This is a genomic window from Amycolatopsis sp. NBC_00345 (assembly GCF_036116635.1).
GTDB lineage: Bacteria > Actinomycetota > Actinomycetes > Mycobacteriales > Pseudonocardiaceae > Amycolatopsis.
Genome location: NZ_CP107995.1, coordinates 2,080,589 through 2,098,206 on the forward strand (window position 1 = coordinate 2,080,589; position 17,618 = coordinate 2,098,206).

General features: G+C 71.9%; 17 protein-coding genes. 8 read left to right on the forward strand and 9 right to left on the reverse strand.

What is annotated here, in order from left to right:
* Positions 1–30: 30 nt before the first annotated feature.
* Genes OG943_RS09220 through OG943_RS09240 form a run of 5 tightly spaced genes read right to left on the reverse strand, consistent with a single transcriptional unit; the run spans position 31 to position 5,512 of the window.
* Entirely contained in the window at positions 31–1,260 is a 1,230-nt protein-coding gene (locus tag OG943_RS09220) for a ketosynthase chain-length factor (RefSeq protein ID WP_328609287.1), read from the reverse strand.
* Positions 1,257–2,537 (reverse strand): beta-ketoacyl-[acyl-carrier-protein] synthase family protein, encoded by a 1,281-nt coding sequence (locus OG943_RS09225; RefSeq protein ID WP_328609288.1) that lies wholly within the window; start codon positions 2,535–2,537, stop codon positions 1,257–1,259. Before OG943_RS09225 ends, OG943_RS09220 begins: the two co-directional genes overlap by 4 nt.
* 45 nt (positions 2,538–2,582) lie before the next feature.
* Positions 2,583–3,947 carry an NDP-hexose 2,3-dehydratase family protein gene (locus tag OG943_RS09230; protein ID WP_328609289.1) on the reverse strand — a complete coding sequence of 455 codons (1,365 nt, stop codon included), beginning with the start codon at positions 3,945–3,947 and terminating at the stop codon, positions 2,583–2,585.
* Entirely contained in the window at positions 3,947–4,726 is a 780-nt protein-coding gene (locus OG943_RS09235) for a TylF/MycF family methyltransferase (protein WP_328609290.1), read from the reverse strand. Before OG943_RS09235 ends, OG943_RS09230 begins: the two co-directional genes overlap by 1 nt.
* A 9-nt stretch (positions 4,727–4,735) precedes the next feature.
* On the reverse strand, positions 4,736–5,512 hold the full coding sequence (locus tag OG943_RS09240) for an NAD-dependent epimerase/dehydratase family protein (protein ID WP_328609291.1): 777 nt from the start codon (positions 5,510–5,512) through the stop codon (positions 4,736–4,738).
* Between the two features lie 196 nt (positions 5,513–5,708).
* Here OG943_RS09240 and OG943_RS09245 point away from each other — a divergent pair, with 196 nt between their 5' ends.
* The 5 genes from OG943_RS09245 (at position 5,709) to OG943_RS09265 (ending at position 10,424) form a co-directional block, all read left to right on the forward strand.
* Complete coding sequence (locus tag OG943_RS09245) at positions 5,709–6,437, forward strand: SDR family oxidoreductase (protein WP_328609292.1); 729 nt, start codon at positions 5,709–5,711, stop codon at positions 6,435–6,437.
* 34 nt (positions 6,438–6,471) lie between these two features.
* Complete coding sequence (locus OG943_RS09250; protein WP_328609293.1) at positions 6,472–7,257, forward strand: cyclase family protein; 786 nt, start codon at positions 6,472–6,474, stop codon at positions 7,255–7,257.
* Positions 7,258–7,297: 40 nt separating this feature from the next.
* The gene (locus OG943_RS09255) at positions 7,298–8,482 is read left to right on the forward strand and encodes a nucleotide disphospho-sugar-binding domain-containing protein (protein ID WP_328609294.1); all 1,185 of its coding nucleotides are present in this window, start codon (positions 7,298–7,300) and stop codon (positions 8,480–8,482) included.
* Positions 8,479–9,519, forward strand: coding sequence for a class I SAM-dependent methyltransferase (locus tag OG943_RS09260; RefSeq protein ID WP_328609295.1), 1,041 nt, complete (start codon positions 8,479–8,481; stop codon positions 9,517–9,519). Before OG943_RS09255 ends, OG943_RS09260 begins: the two co-directional genes overlap by 4 nt.
* A gap of 65 nt (positions 9,520–9,584) precedes the next feature.
* The gene (locus tag OG943_RS09265; protein ID WP_328609296.1) at positions 9,585–10,424 is read left to right on the forward strand and encodes an aldo/keto reductase; all 840 of its coding nucleotides are present in this window, start codon (positions 9,585–9,587) and stop codon (positions 10,422–10,424) included.
* A gap of 61 nt (positions 10,425–10,485) precedes the next feature.
* On the opposite strand, the gene OG943_RS09270 is transcribed toward OG943_RS09265, so the two are convergent.
* A complete protein-coding gene (locus OG943_RS09270) occupies positions 10,486–11,646 on the reverse strand; it encodes a nucleotide disphospho-sugar-binding domain-containing protein (protein WP_328609297.1) in 1,161 nt (386 codons plus the stop codon).
* A 186-nt stretch (positions 11,647–11,832) separates the two neighbouring features.
* Positions 11,833–12,975, reverse strand: a complete 1,143-nt coding sequence (locus tag OG943_RS09275; protein WP_328609298.1) for a class I SAM-dependent methyltransferase — start codon at positions 12,973–12,975, stop codon at positions 11,833–11,835.
* 155 nt (positions 12,976–13,130) lie between these two features.
* On the opposite strand from OG943_RS09275, the gene OG943_RS09280 reads away from it, so the two are divergent.
* A complete protein-coding gene (locus tag OG943_RS09280) occupies positions 13,131–13,892 on the forward strand; it encodes an SDR family NAD(P)-dependent oxidoreductase (protein WP_328609299.1) in 762 nt (253 codons plus the stop codon).
* On the opposite strand, the gene OG943_RS09285 is transcribed toward OG943_RS09280, so the two are convergent.
* A complete protein-coding gene (locus tag OG943_RS09285) occupies positions 13,870–14,619 on the reverse strand; it encodes a TetR/AcrR family transcriptional regulator C-terminal domain-containing protein (RefSeq protein WP_328609300.1) in 750 nt (249 codons plus the stop codon). The genes OG943_RS09280 and OG943_RS09285 overlap by 23 nt on opposite strands.
* Positions 14,616–15,815: a nucleotide disphospho-sugar-binding domain-containing protein gene (locus tag OG943_RS09290; RefSeq protein WP_328609301.1), complete on the reverse strand. Its 1,200-nt coding sequence runs from the start codon at positions 15,813–15,815 to the stop codon at positions 14,616–14,618. The genes OG943_RS09285 and OG943_RS09290 overlap by 4 nt, the downstream gene beginning before the upstream one ends.
* 239 nt (positions 15,816–16,054) lie before the next feature.
* On the opposite strand from OG943_RS09290, the gene OG943_RS09295 reads away from it, so the two are divergent.
* Together OG943_RS09295 and OG943_RS09300 are read left to right on the forward strand one after the other, a co-directional pair.
* Positions 16,055–16,633, forward strand: a complete 579-nt coding sequence (locus OG943_RS09295) for a PadR family transcriptional regulator (protein WP_328609302.1) — start codon at positions 16,055–16,057, stop codon at positions 16,631–16,633.
* 8 nt (positions 16,634–16,641) lie between these two features.
* Positions 16,642–17,601: an ATP-binding cassette domain-containing protein gene (locus OG943_RS09300; protein ID WP_328612036.1), complete on the forward strand. Its 960-nt coding sequence runs from the start codon at positions 16,642–16,644 to the stop codon at positions 17,599–17,601.
* The last annotated feature ends 17 nt before the right edge of the window (positions 17,602–17,618 follow it).

Consider the following 17,618-nt stretch of genomic DNA (forward strand, 5'->3'; position numbering starts at 1 on the left):
GGAACCTCGTCCCTTTCTCTCTCGTCGGGGTTACACCGCGCGGACGACCACCGCGGCGTTGGATCCGTCGTATCCGCGCGCGAGGACCAGCGCCGCGCGGAGCTTCGCCGGGCGTGGTTCGCCGAGCACCAGGTCGAGCAGCTCGGGAAAGCGGTCGTTCGCCAAGTGCACGGCGCCGGGCACGACCTGGTCGCGCAGGGCCAGGCAGGCGGTGGCGAGGTCCAGCCCGCCGCCGCCGGCGAGCAGCCGCCCGGTCATCGTCTTGGGGACCGAGACGGGCACCGCGCGCGGGCCGAACACGGCGGCCAGCGCTTCGGCCTCCGCCCGGTCGAGCTCGGGCACCCCGCTGGCGTCGGCGAAAACGACGTCGATGCCGTCGGGGCCGAGTTCGGCGTCGGCGAGCGCGAGGTCGATCGCCCGGCGCAGGCCCGGCGGGCGCGGCGAGCCGGGCGGGGGGTCGAACGTCGCCGCGTACCCGGCGATCTCGCCGTAGGGACGGTCGATGCCGCGGAGCCGGGCCGCTGCGGGATCCTCCAGCACGAGCAGCGCGCCGCCCTCGCCGGGGACGTATCCCGCCGCCGCCGAGTCGAACGGCCGGTAGGCGGTGCGGGGGTCCGTGCCGGTGCTGAGCCGGCGCGAGCGGATCATGCACACCAGCGACCACGGGCACAGCGAGCCGTCCACCCCGCCCGCCAGCATCAGCGGGGTGCCGGTGCGCACGTTGCGCCGCGCCTTGGCCACCGCGTCGAGCCCGCCGGACTGCTCGGCGCTCACCGCGCTGCCCGGCCCGCGCAGGCCGTGCCGGATGGAGATCTGCCCGGTGTTGACCGGATAGAACCAGGCAAACGACTGGTAGGCGCTGACGTGCGCGTTTCCCTTGTGCCACAACGCCTGCAGCTCGCGCTGGCCGAATTCGAAGCCGCCGCCCGACGCCGCGGTCACGGTGCCGGCGGCGAATTCGGGCAGCTGCGCCGGATCGGCCCCGGCGTCGCCGAACGCCTCGTCGGCCACCAGCAGGGCGTGCCGGGTCATGTGGTCGGTCTGCGGCAGCAGCCGGTTCGGCAGCCGGCCGGTGAAGTCGGTGTCGACCTGGCCGGCGAGCTGGGTGGAGTAGCCGGCCGGGTCGAACCGGCTGATCCGGCCGACGCCGCTGACCCCGCGCAGGGTCGCGGCCCAGTACTCCTCGGCGCCGAGCCCGTTCGGCGCGGCCACGCCGAGCCCGGTGACGAGCGGGCGGATGGTGGCGACTGCGGTGGTCATCGTTCTCCCAACCGGGGTTTCTCCAGCACGATCGCGCTCTGGAAGCCGCCGAACCCACTGCCGACGGACAGCACGGTGTCCACCCGCGCCTCCCGCGCCTCGAGCGGCACGTAGTCGAGGTCGCAGTCGGGGTCGGGCTCGTGCAGGTTCGCCGTCGGCGGGATCACCCCGTGCTCGATGGTCAGCGCGCAGGCGGCGATCTCCAGCGAACCGACCGCGCCGAGGGAATGCCCGATCATCGACTTGATCGAGCTGATCGGCGTGCGGTAGGCGTGTTCGCCGAGGCTGCGCTTGAACGCGGCGGTCTCGTGCCGGTCGTTCTGCTTGGTGCCCGAGCCGTGCGCGTTGACGTAGTCGATGTCCGCGGGCGTGAGCCGGGCGGTGCCCAGCGCGGCCCCGATGGCTTCCGCGAGCTCCTTGCCGTCCTCGCGCAGGCCGGTCATGTGGAAGGCGTTGCAGCGGGAGGCGTGCCCGGAGATCTCCGCGTACACCCGGGCGCCACGGCGGCGGGCGTGCTCGAGTTCCTCCAGGACGAACACCGCGGCCCCCTCGCCGAGCGCGAACCCGTTGCGGCTGCGGTCGAACGGCCGGCACGCGGTCGCCGGATCGTCGTCTCGCGGGGTGGTCGCCTTGATCGCGTCGAAGCAGGCGACGGTGATCGGCGAGATCGCCGCGTCCGAGGCGCCGGCGATCATCACGTCCGCCGAGCCGTCGGCGATGAGGTCGGCCGCGTGCGCGACCGCGTCGATGCCCGAGGTGCACCCGGTGGACACGACCCCGACCGGGCCCTCCGCCTCGACCTTCCACGCCACCTCTTTCGCCATCGAGGACGGGAGGAAGTAGTCGTAGAGGTACGGGCTGCCGTGCCGCTCGTCGACGAGCCAGGCCGCGCCCTCGTCGCTGACCACCGCGTACTCGTTGTCGAGGCTGATGGTCATGCCGCACGCGGTGCCGAGCATGACCCCGGTGCGGACCGGGTCGAGCCCGTCGAGCACCTCGCTGTCGGACACCGCCTCGCCCGCCGCGACCACCGCGAACTGCGTGGTGCGGTCCCAAGCCCGGGCCTGCCGCCGGCTCAGCCCGGCGGCCAGCGGGTCGAAGTCGCATTCGGCGGCCACCCGGGACCGGAACGGCGTCGCGTCGAAGCTGGAGATCGCGCGGGTGGCCGTGCGGCCACTGGTCAGCAGATCCCAGTACTGCTTCGTGCCGAGCCCACCGGGAGCCACCACGCCGATCCCGGTGATCACGACTCGGCGGTCGTCACCTCTCACCATCATTCTCCCGTCCTCCGCGGCATTCTCTGCCGTGGTCACCAAGAATCGTCACCACAGGGAGTGCAGGCACGCCAGCAGCGTGCGGGCCTGCACGTTCACGTAATGGCTGTGCCGCACCAGCTCGGTCAGCTGGTCGACGGTCAGCCAGCGGTAGTCCTCCGGCTCGGCCAGCGGGAAGTCGTCGGGCACCTCGACCACCAGGTACCGGTTGCGGGCGTGGAAGAAGCGGCCGCCCTCCTCGGACAGCACCGTGTCGAACAGGACCCGGTCCGGCCCGGCCGCGAGCACCTCGTCCAGGTACCGCGGCCGGTACCGGGAATCCGCGTAGTTGGCGGGCATGCACTGCACGGTCGGCGCCAGCTCGGCGCCGTTGACGTAGCCCGGTTCCATCCTGGCCTGCACCAGCACGTGCGGACGGCCTTCGATCCGCCGGGCCAGGAACGCCGCCACACCCTGGTGGTGCGGCACCAGCAGCGGCTGGGTCCAGCCGGGCACCTCGCGGGTGTCCGCCCGGACCGAGACCGCCTGGATGCTGAAGTACTTGCGGTCCTCGCGGTAGATCTCGTCCGCGCCGCGGCGCCAGACCGGCACCTCCCGCAGCGGGATCGCGGTGGCCGTCATGGTGTACCGCGAGCGGATCTCGGTCAGCCAGCTCAGCACCTCGCCGGTGGTGTGCAGGGCCCCCTCGCCGGTCGCCGCGATCGGCATGCAGGACAGCACCGTCCTGGCGTCCATGTTGACCAGGTCGTCGCGCCGGAGCAGCTCCACGACCTGGCCGACGGTCAGCCACAGGAAGTCCTCGTGCGCCGGGACGTCCTCTTCGGTCTCCACCACGATGTTGCGGTTGCGCTTGCGGTAGAACCAGGAGCCCTGCTCGGACTGGATGCTGTCGACCAGCACCCGGCCGCGGCGGGCGCCGGTGAAGTGCTCGAGGTAGCGGATCGGCGAACCGCGGTGCACCCGGGTGTAGTTGCTGCGGGTCGCCTGGACCGTCGGCGAGAGCTGGACGAGGTTGACGTTGCCCGGCTCCATCTTCGCCTGCATCAGGCAGTGCAGCACGCCGCCGATCTTCTTGGCCAGGATGCCCAGCACGCCGATCTCCGGCTGGGTGATGATGGGCTGGGCCCACCGCCCGACCGGGCCGTGGTCGGTCTCCACGGCCAGCCCGCCGATCTGGAAGAACTTCCCGCTGTCGTGCCGGAGGTCGCCGGTGGCCGGGTGCTCGTGCCAGCCGCGCAGCTCGTGGAAGGCGACCCGGTCGACGGCGAAGGAGCCCGCCGCCGACCGTTGCGCCCACCACTGGTCGAAGCGGTCGTCCGGGGTGACCCCCTGGCTGGTGGCCGACCGGCGTAGCTCCGCCGCCGTGCGGAGGTCCTCGGACCGCAGCCGGCGCAGCGGGGTGCCGAGGGTCATCAGGCGCTCTTCCGCCAGTAGACGCCGGACCAGTCGATCTCCACGATCTCCTCGTCGATGCCGAACTTCGTGCGGTAGTCCTCCACCGCGAGCTTGCACGGCTCGAGCGCGTAGTCGTCGATGGTGACGAAGCCGCCGGGGGACAGCTTCGGGTACAGGTGCACCAGAGCGTCCATTGTGGATTCGTAGAGGTCGCCGTCGAGGCGGAGGTAGGCCAGCCGGTCGATCGGCGCGGCGGGCAGGGTGTCCCGGAACCAGCCCTTGAGGAACTCGACCTGGCCGTCGAGCAGGCCGTAACGCTCGAAGTGGTCGCGCACGTGCTCCTCCGGGACGCCGAGCACGGTGTTCGCCCGGGTCAGGTCCCAGCCCTCGTCGGCGGGGTAGGAGTCGCCGTCCGGTGCCGGCATGCCCTCGAACGAGTCGGCCACCCAGACCTTCCGGTCGGTGACGTCGTGCGCGGCCAGCAGCGCCCGCATGAAGATGCACGCGCCGCCGCGCCACACGCCGGTCTCGATCAGGTCGCCGGGGACGCCGTCGGCGAGGATCGTGGTGACGCACTCCTGGATGTTGTCGAGCCGCTTCACCCCGATCATGCTGTGCGCCTGCATCGGCCAGCCGTTCCCGAGCGCGCGGGCTTCGGCGTCGTGGTCGAAGACCTCGGTGCCGCGGTAGCCGGTCCCGGTGTCCGGCGCGATGCGGAAGACATCGCGGTCCTGGTAGATCTGGTTGAGCACGGCCCTCTTGACGAGGTCGAGGTACAGCTGGACTGCGGTGGGCACCGAGGCCTCCTAATTGGTGAGCTGTCGAGCGGTGCGGTCGGGGTGGGGCAGGACGCCGGTCGAGCGGAGGTAGCGGTCGACGACCTCCCGGTGGTAGCCGGGACCGAAGCCGAGCCCGGCCGCTTCGGGCAGGGCGGACAGCAGCTTCGTGGTCGAGATGTCGTGCCGCTGCGGCCGTTCGACGAAGGTCTTCTCCGCGGTGGCGCCCAGGCGGTCTTCGAGCAGCGCGACGATGTCCTCCGCGGCGACCGGGAACCCGGACGCCACGTTGAAGACCTCGCGGCCGATGCCGCGGCGCAGCAGCCCGTCGACGATGGTGACCACGTCGGCGGCGTCGATCAGGTCGCGGCCGGCGCCCCGGTGCACGGTCAGCGAACCCTCGCGGATCTGCCGGATGAACGAGGGCAGCAGCTGGTGCGGCCGCTGGTGGGCGCCGACGGCGTGCGCGAGCCGCAGCACCAGGAACTCCACTCCGGACGCGGCGAGCACCGCCTCCAGCGCGAGCTTGTGCCGGCCGAACGGAGAGCCCGGGAACACCGGTCCGTCCTCTTCGGACGGTCCGTCGCCGTACATGCTCGCCGAGGCGGTGGACAGGTAGACCAGCCGCCGCCGGTCCGCCTGGCAGCGGCGGATCACGTCGTAGAGCAGTCCGGCTTCGCGGGCGTAGTCCTCGAGGCTGGTGTTCGCGGTGCTGGACACGCCGGCCGCGAACACCGTGGCGTCGGGATGACGTTCTTCGAGCACGCGGAGGTTCCGCGCCAGGAAACCCCGCCCTACGATCTCCATCCGGGTCACTCCTCGTTTCGCGCCACTCGCACTCCTCCGGTGCCGGGTTCCACCGTCGACAGCGGCGCTCGAAGACGAATCGCACCGTGATCTCAGCGGGGCGTCCCGGCCGGGTTTCAGCGGCCTTGGACCCGTTCTCGTTCGCCCGCCGCGAGCGTGGCTGAGGTCCCGAGACCCCGAGACGAGGAGCGAGCCGGTGTCTGACAGGAAGGTCGCGCTGGTCACCGGCGCGACACGCGGCGTCGGGCTGGCCCTGGCGCACAGGTTGTGTTCGACCGGCTACGACGTCGCGGTGAACTTCGCGCACGACGCCGGGTCCGCGGAAACGGCGGTGCGTTCGCTCGGCGAGCACGGCACCAAGGTGGTGGCGATCCGGGCCGACCTCGGCGTGGCCGCGGACGTGCACCGGATGTTCGACGAGGTCGCCGAGACCTGGGGCGGGCTGGACGTGTTCGTGCACAACGCGGTGAGCCTGCACCGGATGTCGCCGGTCGCACCGGACGCGGCGGGGATCGCGGCCGACCGGGCGGTGGTGCTCGGCCCGTTCGAGCACGGGGCCGCGCGGCTGGCCGCGCTGCTGCCGGACCGCACCGGCCGGGTGATCGCGATCTCCAGCGTCGGCGCCCGCGGGGTGATTCCCGGTTACGTGAGCCTCGGCACCGCGAAAGCGGCGCTGGAGAGCTACGTCCGCTACCTCGCGATGGAGCTGGCGGGCCGCGGCGTCACGGTCAACGCGATCGCGCCCGGCAAGCTCGAGGGCAGTACCGGCCCGGAGGCCGACCGGGTGCGGGCCAGGACGCCCGCCGGCCGGCTGACCACCGAAACGGACGTGGCCGACGTCGTGGAGCTGTTGTGCCGCCCCGAAGCGGGCCACCTGCACGGGCAGGTGGTCACCCTCGACGGCGGCCTCGGGCTGTGGCCGTGAACCGGAGGCACGTGAAACGAAAAGGAGGCCCGCCGTGCGGCTGATCGACCTGTCCACCCCGGTGGACGCGAAGCAGTGGGAACCGAATCCGGTGGTCCACGAGGTGCTCACCCCGGCCGAGGGCGCGGTGCACATGGCGGAGGAGATGCTCGCGCACGAGAACGTCGAGTTCGACCCCGCGGTGCTCCCGGACGGGGAGCTGCTGTCCCTGGACACGCTGACCCTGACCACGCACACCGGGACCCACGTCGACGCGCCTTCGCACTACGGCAGCAAGGCCGCGTACGGGACGCCGAAGCACATCGACGAGATGCCGCTGGAGTGGTTCCTGCGGCCCGGTCTGCTGCTCGACCTGACCGGCCGGCCGACCGGCACGGTGGACGCGGCCTTCCTGCGCCGGGAGTTCGACCGGATCGGCCGGGCGCCGGAGCCGCTGGACATCGTGCTGCTGCGCACCGGGGCGGACGTGCTGTCCGGCACGCCCAAGTACTTCAGCGAGTTCGTCGGGCTGGACGGCTCCGCCACCGAGCTGCTGCTCGACCTGGGCGTGCGGGTGATCGGCACGGACGCGTTCAGCCTCGACGCCCCGTTCGGCCACATGATCGCCGAGTACCGGCGCACCGGCGCGCGGGAAGTCCTGTGGCCGGCGCACTTCGCCGGACGGCGGCGCGAGTACTGCCAGATCGAACGGCTGGCGAACCTCGACCGGCTGCCCGGGCCCACCGGGTTCACGGTGTCCTGCTTCCCGGTGAAGATCGCCGGCGCCGGGGCGGGCTGGGCCCGCGCGGTGGCGCTGGTCGACGAGCAGGCGTCCGGATGACCGCCGCCGGACACGACCGTTTCGAGAGGAAGGGAGCCCCATGCGTGCGTTGATCGTCACCTCGACCGTGCCGTCCCACCTGACCGCGATGATCCCGCTGGCCTGGGCGTTGCGGGCGGGCGGGCACCAGGTCCGGGTGGCCTGCCAGCCCGACCAGGTCGCGGCCGTCCGGTCGGTCGGGCTGCCCGCGGTGCCGCTCGGCGCGGACACCGGGTTCGCCCAGCGGCACCGGGACAGCGTCGACGGAACGCCGGGACGGCCGTACTACCGGGAGCGCAACACCCTGGTGGACCAGTTCGCGGCGGTCTCCGAGGACATCGTCGACGACCTCGCCGCGCTGGCCGAGGTCTGGCAGCCGGACCTGATCGTGCAGGACCCGCTGACCTTCGCGGCCGAGATCGTCGCGGCCGCGAACGGCATCCCGGCGCTGCGCCACCTCTGGGGCCCAGACATCTTCGGCACCATCCAGGGCAAATGGCTCGCCGGCCAGGTGCGGGAGCGGCTGCTGCCGGTCGCCGAGCGGCTGGGGGCCGGCCCCGGCCCGTGGAGCGAATGGCTGATCGACCCCACCCCGCCGCGGCTGCGACCGGCCGAACCGGGCGCGGGGGAGCACCTGCCCGTCCGGTACGTCCCCGCGGACATCCCCGGCACGGTCCCGTTGTGGGCCTTCGAAACGCCGGCCAAGCCGCGGGTGTGCGTCACCTGGGGCACCTTCTCCGAGGGACTGCCGGAGAAGAACCTGGTGCCGGACATCGTGGCGGAACTGTCCGAATTGGACATCGAACAGGTCGTCGCCATCAAGGAGAGCGAACGACACTTGGTCGGCGCGGTGCCCGACACGGTCCGGGTGGTGTCCGGCCTCCCGCTGCACGCGGTGCTGGCGACCTGCTCGGCGGTCGTGTTCCACGGCGGCGGCAACACCATGCTCGGCTCGATGCTCGAAGGCGTGCCCGCGCTGGCGATCAGCGCGAACTTCGAGCGGACGTTCAACACCGGGCACATGGTCGAGGCCGGTGCCGGTCTGCTGCTCAACCCGGACACCCTCGGCCCGGGGGAGGTCTCCGGCGCCGTGCGGGCCCTGCTGGAGGACCCGGCGTACCGCACGGCCGCGGAAGCGGTGCGTGACGAAATGCTGGCTCTGCCGACCCCGGTGGAGCTGGTTTCCACACTGGAGGACATCGCGGCGGGCCGCCGGGTCCCGGAAAAGGAAGGCGTGAGCCGATGACGAGTTCGACCGACACCGGGGTGACCGTGGCGCAGCTGCACGGGATGACCCGGGGCTTCATGAACACCAGCCTGTTGCGGACCGGGGTCGAGCTGGGCGTGTTCGACGCCCTCGCGGACGGCCCGCGCTCGGCGGAGGAGCTCACCGGCCGCCTCGGCACCCATCCGCGCGGCACCCGGGTGCTGCTCAACGCGCTGGCCGCGATCGGCCTGCTGCGCGTCGAGGGCGAACGCTACCTGCTGCCGCCCGGCGGCGCGGAACTGCTGGTGAGCACCGGCTCCGGCTACTTCGGCAACGCGGTCCGGCTCGGCGCCACGGACTGGGAGTGGGACGCGCACAAGCGGCTGGCCGACACCGTCCGCAAGGGCGGCCCGGTGCTGGAGCACAACGCCGAGGACAGCGAGTTCTCCTACTTCACCCTGTGGGCCGAGCACAGCAAGGACTCCTCGTTCAACATCGACGGGGCGGACGCGCTGGCTGCGTCACTGGCACCCTGGGTGGCAGAACGGTCCACAGTGGACGTTCTGGACATCGGCTGCGGCTCCGGCTACTACGGGTTCGCCCTGGCCAAGCGGGAACCGCGGGCCCAGCTGGTGGAACTCGACCGGTCCGAGGGTGTCGTCGAGCTGGCGCGCAAGCACGCGGAGGAACTCGGCCTGGCCGACCGGGCCACGTTCCTCGCGGCGGACGCCTTCGCCGACCCGCTCGGCGGGCCGTACGACCTGGTCCTGATCGCGAACACCCTGCACCACTTCTCCGCGGAGCAGTGCACGCAGCTGCTGGGTCGGGTCTCGGAGGTGCTCAAGCCCGGCGGCCGGGTCGCGGTGTTCGGCCACGTCTACGTCGACGACGTGGCCCCGGCCGACAACCCGGTGCAGCACATCTTCTCGTTGATCATGCTCACCATGACCGAGGGCGGGGAGGCGCACTCGCTGCGCAGCTACCGGGAAATGCTGGCGGCCACCGGTTTCGGCGAGCCCCAGCTGGAGCCGCTGACGAAGACCCGGTACAAGTTCTTCGTCGCGGACAAGCTCTGAAACCGGCGCCGTGCGCGGTTTCCGGCCGCGCACGGCGCCTTCAGCCACTGCCAGGGAGGCAAACCGTGCCGAAGAGGGAATTCCGGCTGGGAACCAAGGACATCACCCGGATCGGCTATGGGGCGATCCATTTGTGCGGGCCCCGCGCGTGGGGCCCGCCCGCCGACCCGGCGGCGGCCGCCGCGGTGCTGCGCCGGGCCGTGGAGCTGGGGGTGAACTTCATCGACACCGCGGACTCCTACGGTCCCGGGTCGAACGAGGAGCTGATCGCCGACGCGCTGCACCCGTACCCGGACGGCCTGGTGATCGCCACCAAGGCCGGCCAGAGCCGGCCGAGCCAGGCGGAATGGCGCCCGCTCGGCCGCCCGGAGTACCTGCGCCAGCAGGTGGAGCTGAGCCTGCGGCGGCTGAAGGTGGAGCGGATCGACCTGTTCCAGCTGCACCGGATCGACCCGCTGGTGCCCGCCGACGAGCAGTTCGGCGCGCTCGCCCGGATGCGCGAGGAGGGCAAGATCGACCAGGTCGGCCTGTCCGAGGTCACCGTCGAGGAGATCGAGGCCGCCCGGCGGCAGGTGGACGTCGCCGCGGTGCAGAACCTGTACAACCTGGCCGACCGCAAGTACGAGGACGAGCTCGCGTACTGCGCCGCCGAGGGGATCGCGTTCATCCCGTGGCGCCCGATCGCCCGTGGCGAGCTGGCCGAGCCGGCCGACGAACGAGTGCGGGCGCTCGCGCGGCGCTGCGGCGCGACGCCGGCGCAGGTCGCGCTGGCCTGGCTGCTGCACCGGGCTCCGGTGGTGGTCCCCATCCCCGGCACCGCCTCGCTCGAACACCTGGCGGAGAACGTCGCCGCCGCGGACCTCGACCTCGACGACGCCCAGCTGGCCGAGCTCGACGCTTCCTGAACGCGAAACGACGAACCGGGTGCCTGCTCGAACAGGCACCCGGTTCGTCGTTTACGGCGTTTCAGCCCGCCAGCCGGGCGACCACCTCGGCCGGCGTCGGCTGGGCCAGCATCTGCGCGCGCAGCCGGGCCGCGTTGTCCGAAAAGGACTGTCCGGTGAGGACGGACCGGACGGCGGCGCGGATCGACGGCACGTCGATCGAAGTCCCGGTGAGGTGCAGGCCCGCCCCGGTCGGCGCCAGCCGCTCGCCGTTGAGGTCCAGCTCGGGGATCTGCGTGAGAGCCACCTGCGGGACGCCGTAGCAGGCGGCGGTCAGGGTGGTGAGCGCGCCGCCGTGGTGGACCACGGCCGCGCACCGCGGCAGGACCGCGTGCACCGGCAGGTTGTCCACGACGCGGACGGACGGCGGAACCGGCCCGAGCAGCTCGCGCTGCGCGGGCGTGGCGGCCACCACGACCTCGACGTCGAGCCCGGCCAGCGCTTCGAGCACCTGCGGGACCAGGAACAGGGTCAGCCCGCCGAGGTCGTTCGACGTCAGCCCCCAGGTCACGCAGACGCGCGGCCGTTCGGGCGGGGTCTCGGTCCACGGCGGGGCGGCGCCCGGCCCGTTGTACGGGATGTAGCGGATCGGCAGGGTCGAGCCCGCGGGCGGCGGCTGCATCGCGGCCGGCGCGGGATCGAGCGTCCAGGTCGCGGGGTCCCCGTCGACGGCGACGCCGTGCCGTTCGAACATGCCCAGGAATCCCGGCATACCGGGGAGTTCCGCGGCGCCCTCGGCGGAGCCCAGGGTGTCCGGGCCCCACAGGTGCCGGGCCGAGGGCACGCCGAGCACCCCGGCCGTGACCAGCGCCCCGGGCGACATCGGATCGCCGATGACCAGGTCGGGCCGCCACGAGCGGCCGAACGCGACGAGGTCGTCGGTCATCGCGTCCACCGCCTCGGCCATTTCGGCGAGCGCGCCGGCACCCGCCGCGTCGTCGGTGTAGCCCGACGGCGCGGCCTCGTCCGCGGCGGGCAGCGCGAGCAGCTTGCGGCGGATGGCGAGCAGGTCCCGGTCCGGTCCAACGGCCACCGGCTGGATGCCGGACCGCGCGATGACGCCGGTGATCGCGGGCTGCCCGGCCGCGCGCACCTCGTGCCCGGCCGCCCGGAACGCCCAGGCGAGCGGAACCATCGGGAAGTAGTGCGTCGGGCGCGCCGACGTGGCGAAGAGAACCTTCACGACGCTCCTCATGTCTTGTGACTCCGGCGTTTTTTGCGCCCCAATGTGGCGTTCGGTGCGTCCAACGCACCCAATGTGGCGTTCGGTGCGTTCAACGCACCCAATGCCACATTGGGGCGCTCCCGGCCAAGCCGGAGGTGGAGCACGGCGGCCAGGCAGAGAGAGCGTGATCGCGCGGCACCGGGCTCAGTTCGGGCGCTTGCGCGGGATCCAGCTCGGCAGCGTGCCCTCGGCGTTCATCTTCTTCTCGATCACCAGCAGGTTGTGGTAGAAGTGCAGCGCGAAGATCGAGCGGTCGGTGTCCTGGGCGGCCCGGGCCTCCGGCGGGATCAGCTCCTCGTGGTTGAGGCCGTCGATCAGCTCCTTGGTGAAGCCGACACTCGTGCCGGGGTCGGTCAGCGCGTCGCTGGTTCCGCCGAACGACGGCCAGTACGAGGTCTGCATGTCCTCGATGACGTAGAGCCCGCCCATCCGCACGTGCGGGAACAGGTGCTTGAACGAGGTGATGATGTCGGACGAGCAGTGGCTGCCGTCGTCGATCACGATGTCCAGCGGCCCGGTCTCGGCGACCAGCTCGGCCAGGAAGGCCGGATCGCTCTGGTCGCCCTTGAGCACCTTGATCCGCTGCTGGGCCAGCGATTCCTTCTCGACGATGTCGACGCCGTAGATCATGCCGCGGTGGAAGTAGCGTTTCCAGGTGCGCAGCGAACCGCCGCCGGACTGCGGGTCGTCGTAGCCGCCGACGCCGATTTCCACGACGGTCGCCGGGATTTCGCGGAACCGGGAGAAGTGCTCGTCGTAGCGCGGCAGGTAGTAGTGCAGGCCCCATTTGTCGGAGCCGAACCGCAGCGACAGCTCCGGCAGGTCGTGCGTGATGTCCTCGGCGCCGCGCAGCAGGCGCCGCACCGTGGTGAACACCCACGGCTGCTGGAACAGCGAACCCGGTTCCTCGAGGTGGTTCCAGGTGATCACCCTGGTCGGGCTGTTTCGCCGCACACTCGGGCCGAAGACCGCGCGCACGAGGTCGGTCAGGTCCTGCGTCACGACCGCCTGCGGTTCGGCGTCGCCGTCGATCCGGTGCAGCACATCACCTTTGGCGATGGTCAGCTCGTGCCGCACGAGACCGCCGTCGAACCGGAGGTCGAAGCGGGCGGTGATCGGCGGGTAGTCGAGCAGCTCGCCGAAGTCGGCGCGGCTGACGAGTTCGTCGATCAGCAGGTCGGCGGCGTGCTCGGCGCCGATACCGCGCACGGTGGACGTGATCGCGTCGTCGTCCGTGTCCGCGGCGGCGATCAGGCCCCGCACGGTGCTTGGGGACGTGTCGGCCATGTCGCTTCCTCCAGCTGCTCCGGTGATGGTGCGGCCGACTCTGGTCCGGCCGGCTCGAAGCCCGGTCGACGTTCCGTGCACCGCTGCGGGTTCGAGCCGGTTTCCACCGGCCGCCGTTACCTTCGCCGCGACGGCGAGGGAAAGGACAGGCCGAAATGGACAGTGGACTGGACGGCAAGGTCGTGCTGGTGACCGGCGCGAGTTCGGGGATCGGGCTGGCGGCGGCGCGGGCGTTTTCCGCCGAGGGGGCCAAAATCGCGCTCACCTACGCGTCCGATGCCGACGGGGCGGCGCGGATCGCCGAGGAGCTCGGCGCGGCCGGGGACCGGGCCTTGGCCGTCCGCTACCGGCTCGGCGAGCCGGATTCGCCGGCGGAGGCGGTGGAAACGGTGCGACGGCGCTGGGGCGGGCCGGACGTGCTCGTCGCCAACGCGGTCCGGCGGACCGGCCGGCGGGCACCCGGCACGCGCCACGAGGACGTCGACCCGGCGGCGTGGCGCGAGGCGCTCGAAGACAACCTCGCCGACACGCTGCGGACGGTCCAGCTGGTGCTGCCGCACATGCGGGACGCGGGCTGGGGCCGGATCGTGCTGGTGTCCTCGCACGTGGCGCACGACGGCGCGCGGGGGCAGGAGTTCTACGCGGCGGCCAAAGCGGCACTGCACGGGTACAGCCGCAGCCTCGCCTGGGACGTGAGCGCGGACGGGATCCTGGTCAACTCGGTGTGCCCCGGGCTCACCACGACCGACGGGGTCCTCGCGAACCTGCCGGCCGGGGTGCTCGACCGCGAACGGCAGCGGACCCCGACCGGCAGGCTGAGCACCCCCGGGGAGATCGCGAACGCGATCGTGTTCCTCGGGTCGGCGGCGAACGGTCACATCACCGGCGAGACGCTCACTGTGGCCGGCGGCCGGTGATCCGCGCGGCGATGCCGTCGAGCAGGCAGTCGAGGCCGAGCCGGAAGCCGGCTTCGGTCTCGGCGTGCTTGGCGCCCGCCTGCAGGAACCGTGCATAGGACGGGTAGTCGCCACTGGCGATCACGCCGCCGAGGAACTGCCCGACGATCCGGTGCACCTGCTCGTGGTCCCAGGTGTCGGCCTCGCCGGGGCTGGACAGCTCCTCCTCGGCGTCGGTGAGTGACGCGCCGCCGACGTAGCCCGAGATCAGGCTGACGTACCCCATCGCCTCGGTGATGTCCGGGACCACGTCTTCCAGCGTGGCCACCGCGACATCCAGGAACCGCATCGAGTTCGGCCCGAACAGCGGGCGGGTGTGCAGCGCGGCGGCGAACCACCGGTGCCGCCGCTGCGCCGCGCGCAACGCCAGCGCGATCTCCCGCAGATCCGCCCGGTAGTCCCCGGAATTCCCGGCCGGCGGCAGCGCCTCGCCGAACGCGGTGTCGAGCGCCACGTCGACCAGGTCGCAGTCGAGCCAGATGTGGTGCGGCAGGGAGGGGGCCCGGGAGCCCAGCACCGCGCCCGCCCGCTCGATCGTCACCGCGTCCAGGCCCTCGCGGTCCGCGATCCCGACCGCGACCTCGGCGATCTCCGCCCGGCTCAGCGGCGGGTCGAGGTCCTCCGGCTCCGGCCGGGCCCAGTAGAGGTCCGTCAGCCGCGGACGGGACTCGGTGTCCTCGGTGGTCATCGTTCTCCTTCGGTGTGCTCCGCCGGGCGGACGAGGTTTTCCAGTGCGCGCACGGTGTCCATCGGGGTCGGCTGCCCGGCCATCGCGTCCCGCAGCCGCTCCGCACCGTCCTGATAGGACGGATCGCCGAGCAGCGCGGCGACCTCGTCCCGCAGCAGCGCGACCCCGGCGTCGCCTTCGGGGATCTCGAAGTTGTGCAGATGCCGGCCCGCGCCGGTGGCCGCGAGCCGGATGCCGTTGATCGACGGCTCGGGCCGCCGGGTGATCCCGAGCTGGGGCACCCCGGCCGCCACCGCGGTCAGCGTGGTGCCCGCCCCGCCGTGGTGGACCACCGCGTCGCAGCTCGGCAGGACCGCGTTGAGCGGAACGGAGATCAGCGTCCGGGTGCCTCCGGGCAGTTCGCCCGCGAGATCCCGCAGGGTGGCGTTCATCGCCACCACCACCTCGGCGTCGAGGCCCGTCACCGCGTCGATCACCTGCCGGAACAGCGCGACCATCTGGGCCCCCAGCATCATCGAGGTGGACGCGCCCCAGGTCACGCACACGCGCCGCCGCCGGGGCGGGTCGAACAGCCAGTCCGGGATGGTGCCCTGGCCGTTGTAGGAGATGTAGCGCTGGCCGAAGCAGGGCGCGCCGTCGATCGGGTACCGCATGCCCGGCGGGCACGGGTCGACCCAGGCCGAGGGCTCCGCCCGGACCTGGGCGCCGACCCGCTCGAACAGCGCCTGGTAGCCGGGCAGCGGTTCGGTGCCGAGCCCGCGCAGGTGGATGCGCTGGGGACCGGGGCTGCCCCACAGGTGACTGACGTTCGGCACGCCCAGCGCCGCCGCGACGACCGGGCCGGCGAAGCTGACCGCGTCGTGCACGACCAGGTCGGGCCGCCATTCCCGGGCGTAGCCGACGAGGTCGTCGATCATCGCCTCGGCCATGGTGAACTGCAGGCCGGCGATGTTCTCCAGCAGCGCATGGTGGCCCTCGTCGAGCCGGTCGGGGCGCACCGGCCAGTCGTCCGGCCAGCGTTCCTGCTCGTGCCAGGACTTCAGCCGGCCGGCGGTGGAGATGCCGGCCAGGTCGATGTCCTTGCCGACCGGAACGGCGGGCAGGCCGGAGCCCACGATCGCGTCCACGAGCGAAGGGGTGCTCGCGACCCGCACCTCGTGCCCGGCGACCCGGCACGCCCACTCCAGCGGAACCATCTGGAAATGGTGTGATGCCAACGGAAACGTCACGAACAGGATGCGCATCGGCCCCGTCCTCCTGCGGCTGTCGGATTGGCTTGGCCGAAGGCTGGCCCCGGCGGCTCGAACGAGAGTCCAGGAAGGCTCGCGAGGCCGCGGGCAGCCTCCGGGCACCGGCGGCGCCGGAACCAACTTGACAACATGAATCTAATGACGTGATACTAACAACCTGAAGTTAGTGACAGGAAGCTAATGACGTGAATCTAACGCGACTGATGACCCTCGGGCTGCTGGCGAGCGGCGGCCCGCAGCACGGACACGAGATCCGGCTCCACGCCGAACGAAGCAACGTCAGCGCGTGGGGCGGGGTGAGCGTGGGCGCGCTGCACCGCGAGCTCAAGACCATGGACGGCGTGGGCATGATCGAGGCGGTGCTCACCGAGTCGGTGAACGGCCGCCCGCCCCGCACGATCTACCGGATCACCGAAAAGGGCCGGGAAGAACTGCACGCGCTGCGCACCGCGGCGATCAGTGAGCCGCACCTGGGGCCGGACCGGCTCGGAGTGGCGCTGCTGTTCGGCATGATCAGCGACGCGGAGGTGCTGGCCGGGCTGCTGCGCCAGCGCCGGGCGAAGCTCGTGGCCGACCGGGACGGGGTGGTCGCCGAGTGGACCCGGCTCTCGAATCTGGCCGGCGCGCTCGGCAACTTCGGCGCGAAGTCGATGTTCCGGCGCCGGCAGCTGCAAATAGAGGCCGAGGTGGCCTGGCTCGACGAATGCGAGCAGGACCTCCTGAGGGCGGTCTCGTCCACTGACGATGAGAAGAGCAGGAGCTGAGTATGGAGATGATCACCGCACGCGGTCTGGCGCGGTCGTTCCAGAACAAGAAGGGCGAGACCGTCCACGCGGTCAAGGGGGTCGACTTCTCCGTGCGCACCGGGGAGATCGTCGGCTTCCTCGGCCCGAACGGCGCGGGCAAGACCACCACCCTGAAGATGCTGACCACCTTGCTGAAGCCGACCGCGGGCAGCGCCGTCGTCGCGGGCTACGACCTCGCGGCCGACCCGCAGGGCGTGCGCACAGCGATCGGCTACGTCGGGCAGTCCAGCGGCACCAGCCCGATGGCCTCGGTCCGCGAGGAGCTGGTCATGCAGGGGGAGTGTTACCGGATGTCCCGCACGGAGGCCGCGGCGCGCGCCGACGAGCTGCTGCGCGACCTCGACCTCACCGAGCAGGCCGGCACCATGACGATGCTGCTGTCCGGCGGCCAGCGCCGCCGGCTGGACATCGCGCTCGGGCTGATCCACCGGCCGCAGCTGGTCTTCCTCGACGAGCCGAGCACCGGCCTCGACCCGCAGAGCCGCAACAACCTGTGGGACCACATCCGGCGGCTGCGCAAGGACCACGGCGCCACCGTGTTCCTCAGCACGCACTACCTCGACGAGGCGGACGCGCTGTGCGACCGCGTGCTGATCATCGACAAGGGCCGGGTCGTCGCCGAGGACAGCCCCGAAGAGCTCAAGCAGCACATGGGGCACGACACCATCAGCGTCGAGGTCGAGTCCGAAATGGACCGTGCGCGGGCGGCGCTGGAGAACCGGCTCGGCGCGCAGAACGTCGCCGTCGAGGGCACCACGCTGCTGCTGTCCGTCGAGCACGGCAACCGCCGGATGATGGAGCTGCTGCGGATGCTCGACGAGGCGGACGTGGTGCCGCTTTCGGTCCAGGTCTCCCGCCCGAGCCTCAACGACGTCTTCCTGAACGTCACCGGCCGCTCCGCCGAACAGGCCGCGGCCACCGCCTGAGTCCCCTCACCGATAAG

What these genes read in the sequence shown, in the direction of transcription:
- OG943_RS09220 (WP_328609287.1), bottom strand. Translation starts at nt 1,260, where the DNA reads ATGACCACCGCAGTCGCCACCATCCGCCCGCTCGTCACCGGGCTCGGC.
- OG943_RS09225 (WP_328609288.1), bottom strand. Translation starts at nt 2,537, where the DNA reads ATGATGGTGAGAGGTGACGACCGCCGAGTCGTGATCACCGGGATCGGC.
- OG943_RS09230 (WP_328609289.1), bottom strand. Translation starts at nt 3,947, where the DNA reads ATGACCCTCGGCACCCCGCTGCGCCGGCTGCGGTCCGAGGACCTCCGC.
- OG943_RS09240 (WP_328609291.1), bottom strand. Translation starts at nt 5,512, where the DNA reads ATGGAGATCGTAGGGCGGGGTTTCCTGGCGCGGAACCTCCGCGTGCTC.
- OG943_RS09255 (WP_328609294.1), top strand. Translation starts at nt 7,298, where the DNA reads ATGCGTGCGTTGATCGTCACCTCGACCGTGCCGTCCCACCTGACCGCG.
- OG943_RS09260 (WP_328609295.1), top strand. Translation starts at nt 8,479, where the DNA reads ATGACGAGTTCGACCGACACCGGGGTGACCGTGGCGCAGCTGCACGGG.
- OG943_RS09275 (WP_328609298.1), bottom strand. Translation starts at nt 12,975, where the DNA reads ATGGCCGACACGTCCCCAAGCACCGTGCGGGGCCTGATCGCCGCCGCG.
- OG943_RS09280 (WP_328609299.1), top strand. Translation starts at nt 13,131, where the DNA reads ATGGACAGTGGACTGGACGGCAAGGTCGTGCTGGTGACCGGCGCGAGT.
- OG943_RS09285 (WP_328609300.1), bottom strand. Translation starts at nt 14,619, where the DNA reads ATGACCACCGAGGACACCGAGTCCCGTCCGCGGCTGACGGACCTCTAC.
- OG943_RS09290 (WP_328609301.1), bottom strand. Translation starts at nt 15,815, where the DNA reads ATGGTTCCGCTGGAGTGGGCGTGCCGGGTCGCCGGGCACGAGGTGCGG.
- OG943_RS09300 (WP_328612036.1), top strand. Translation starts at nt 16,642, where the DNA reads ATGATCACCGCACGCGGTCTGGCGCGGTCGTTCCAGAACAAGAAGGGC.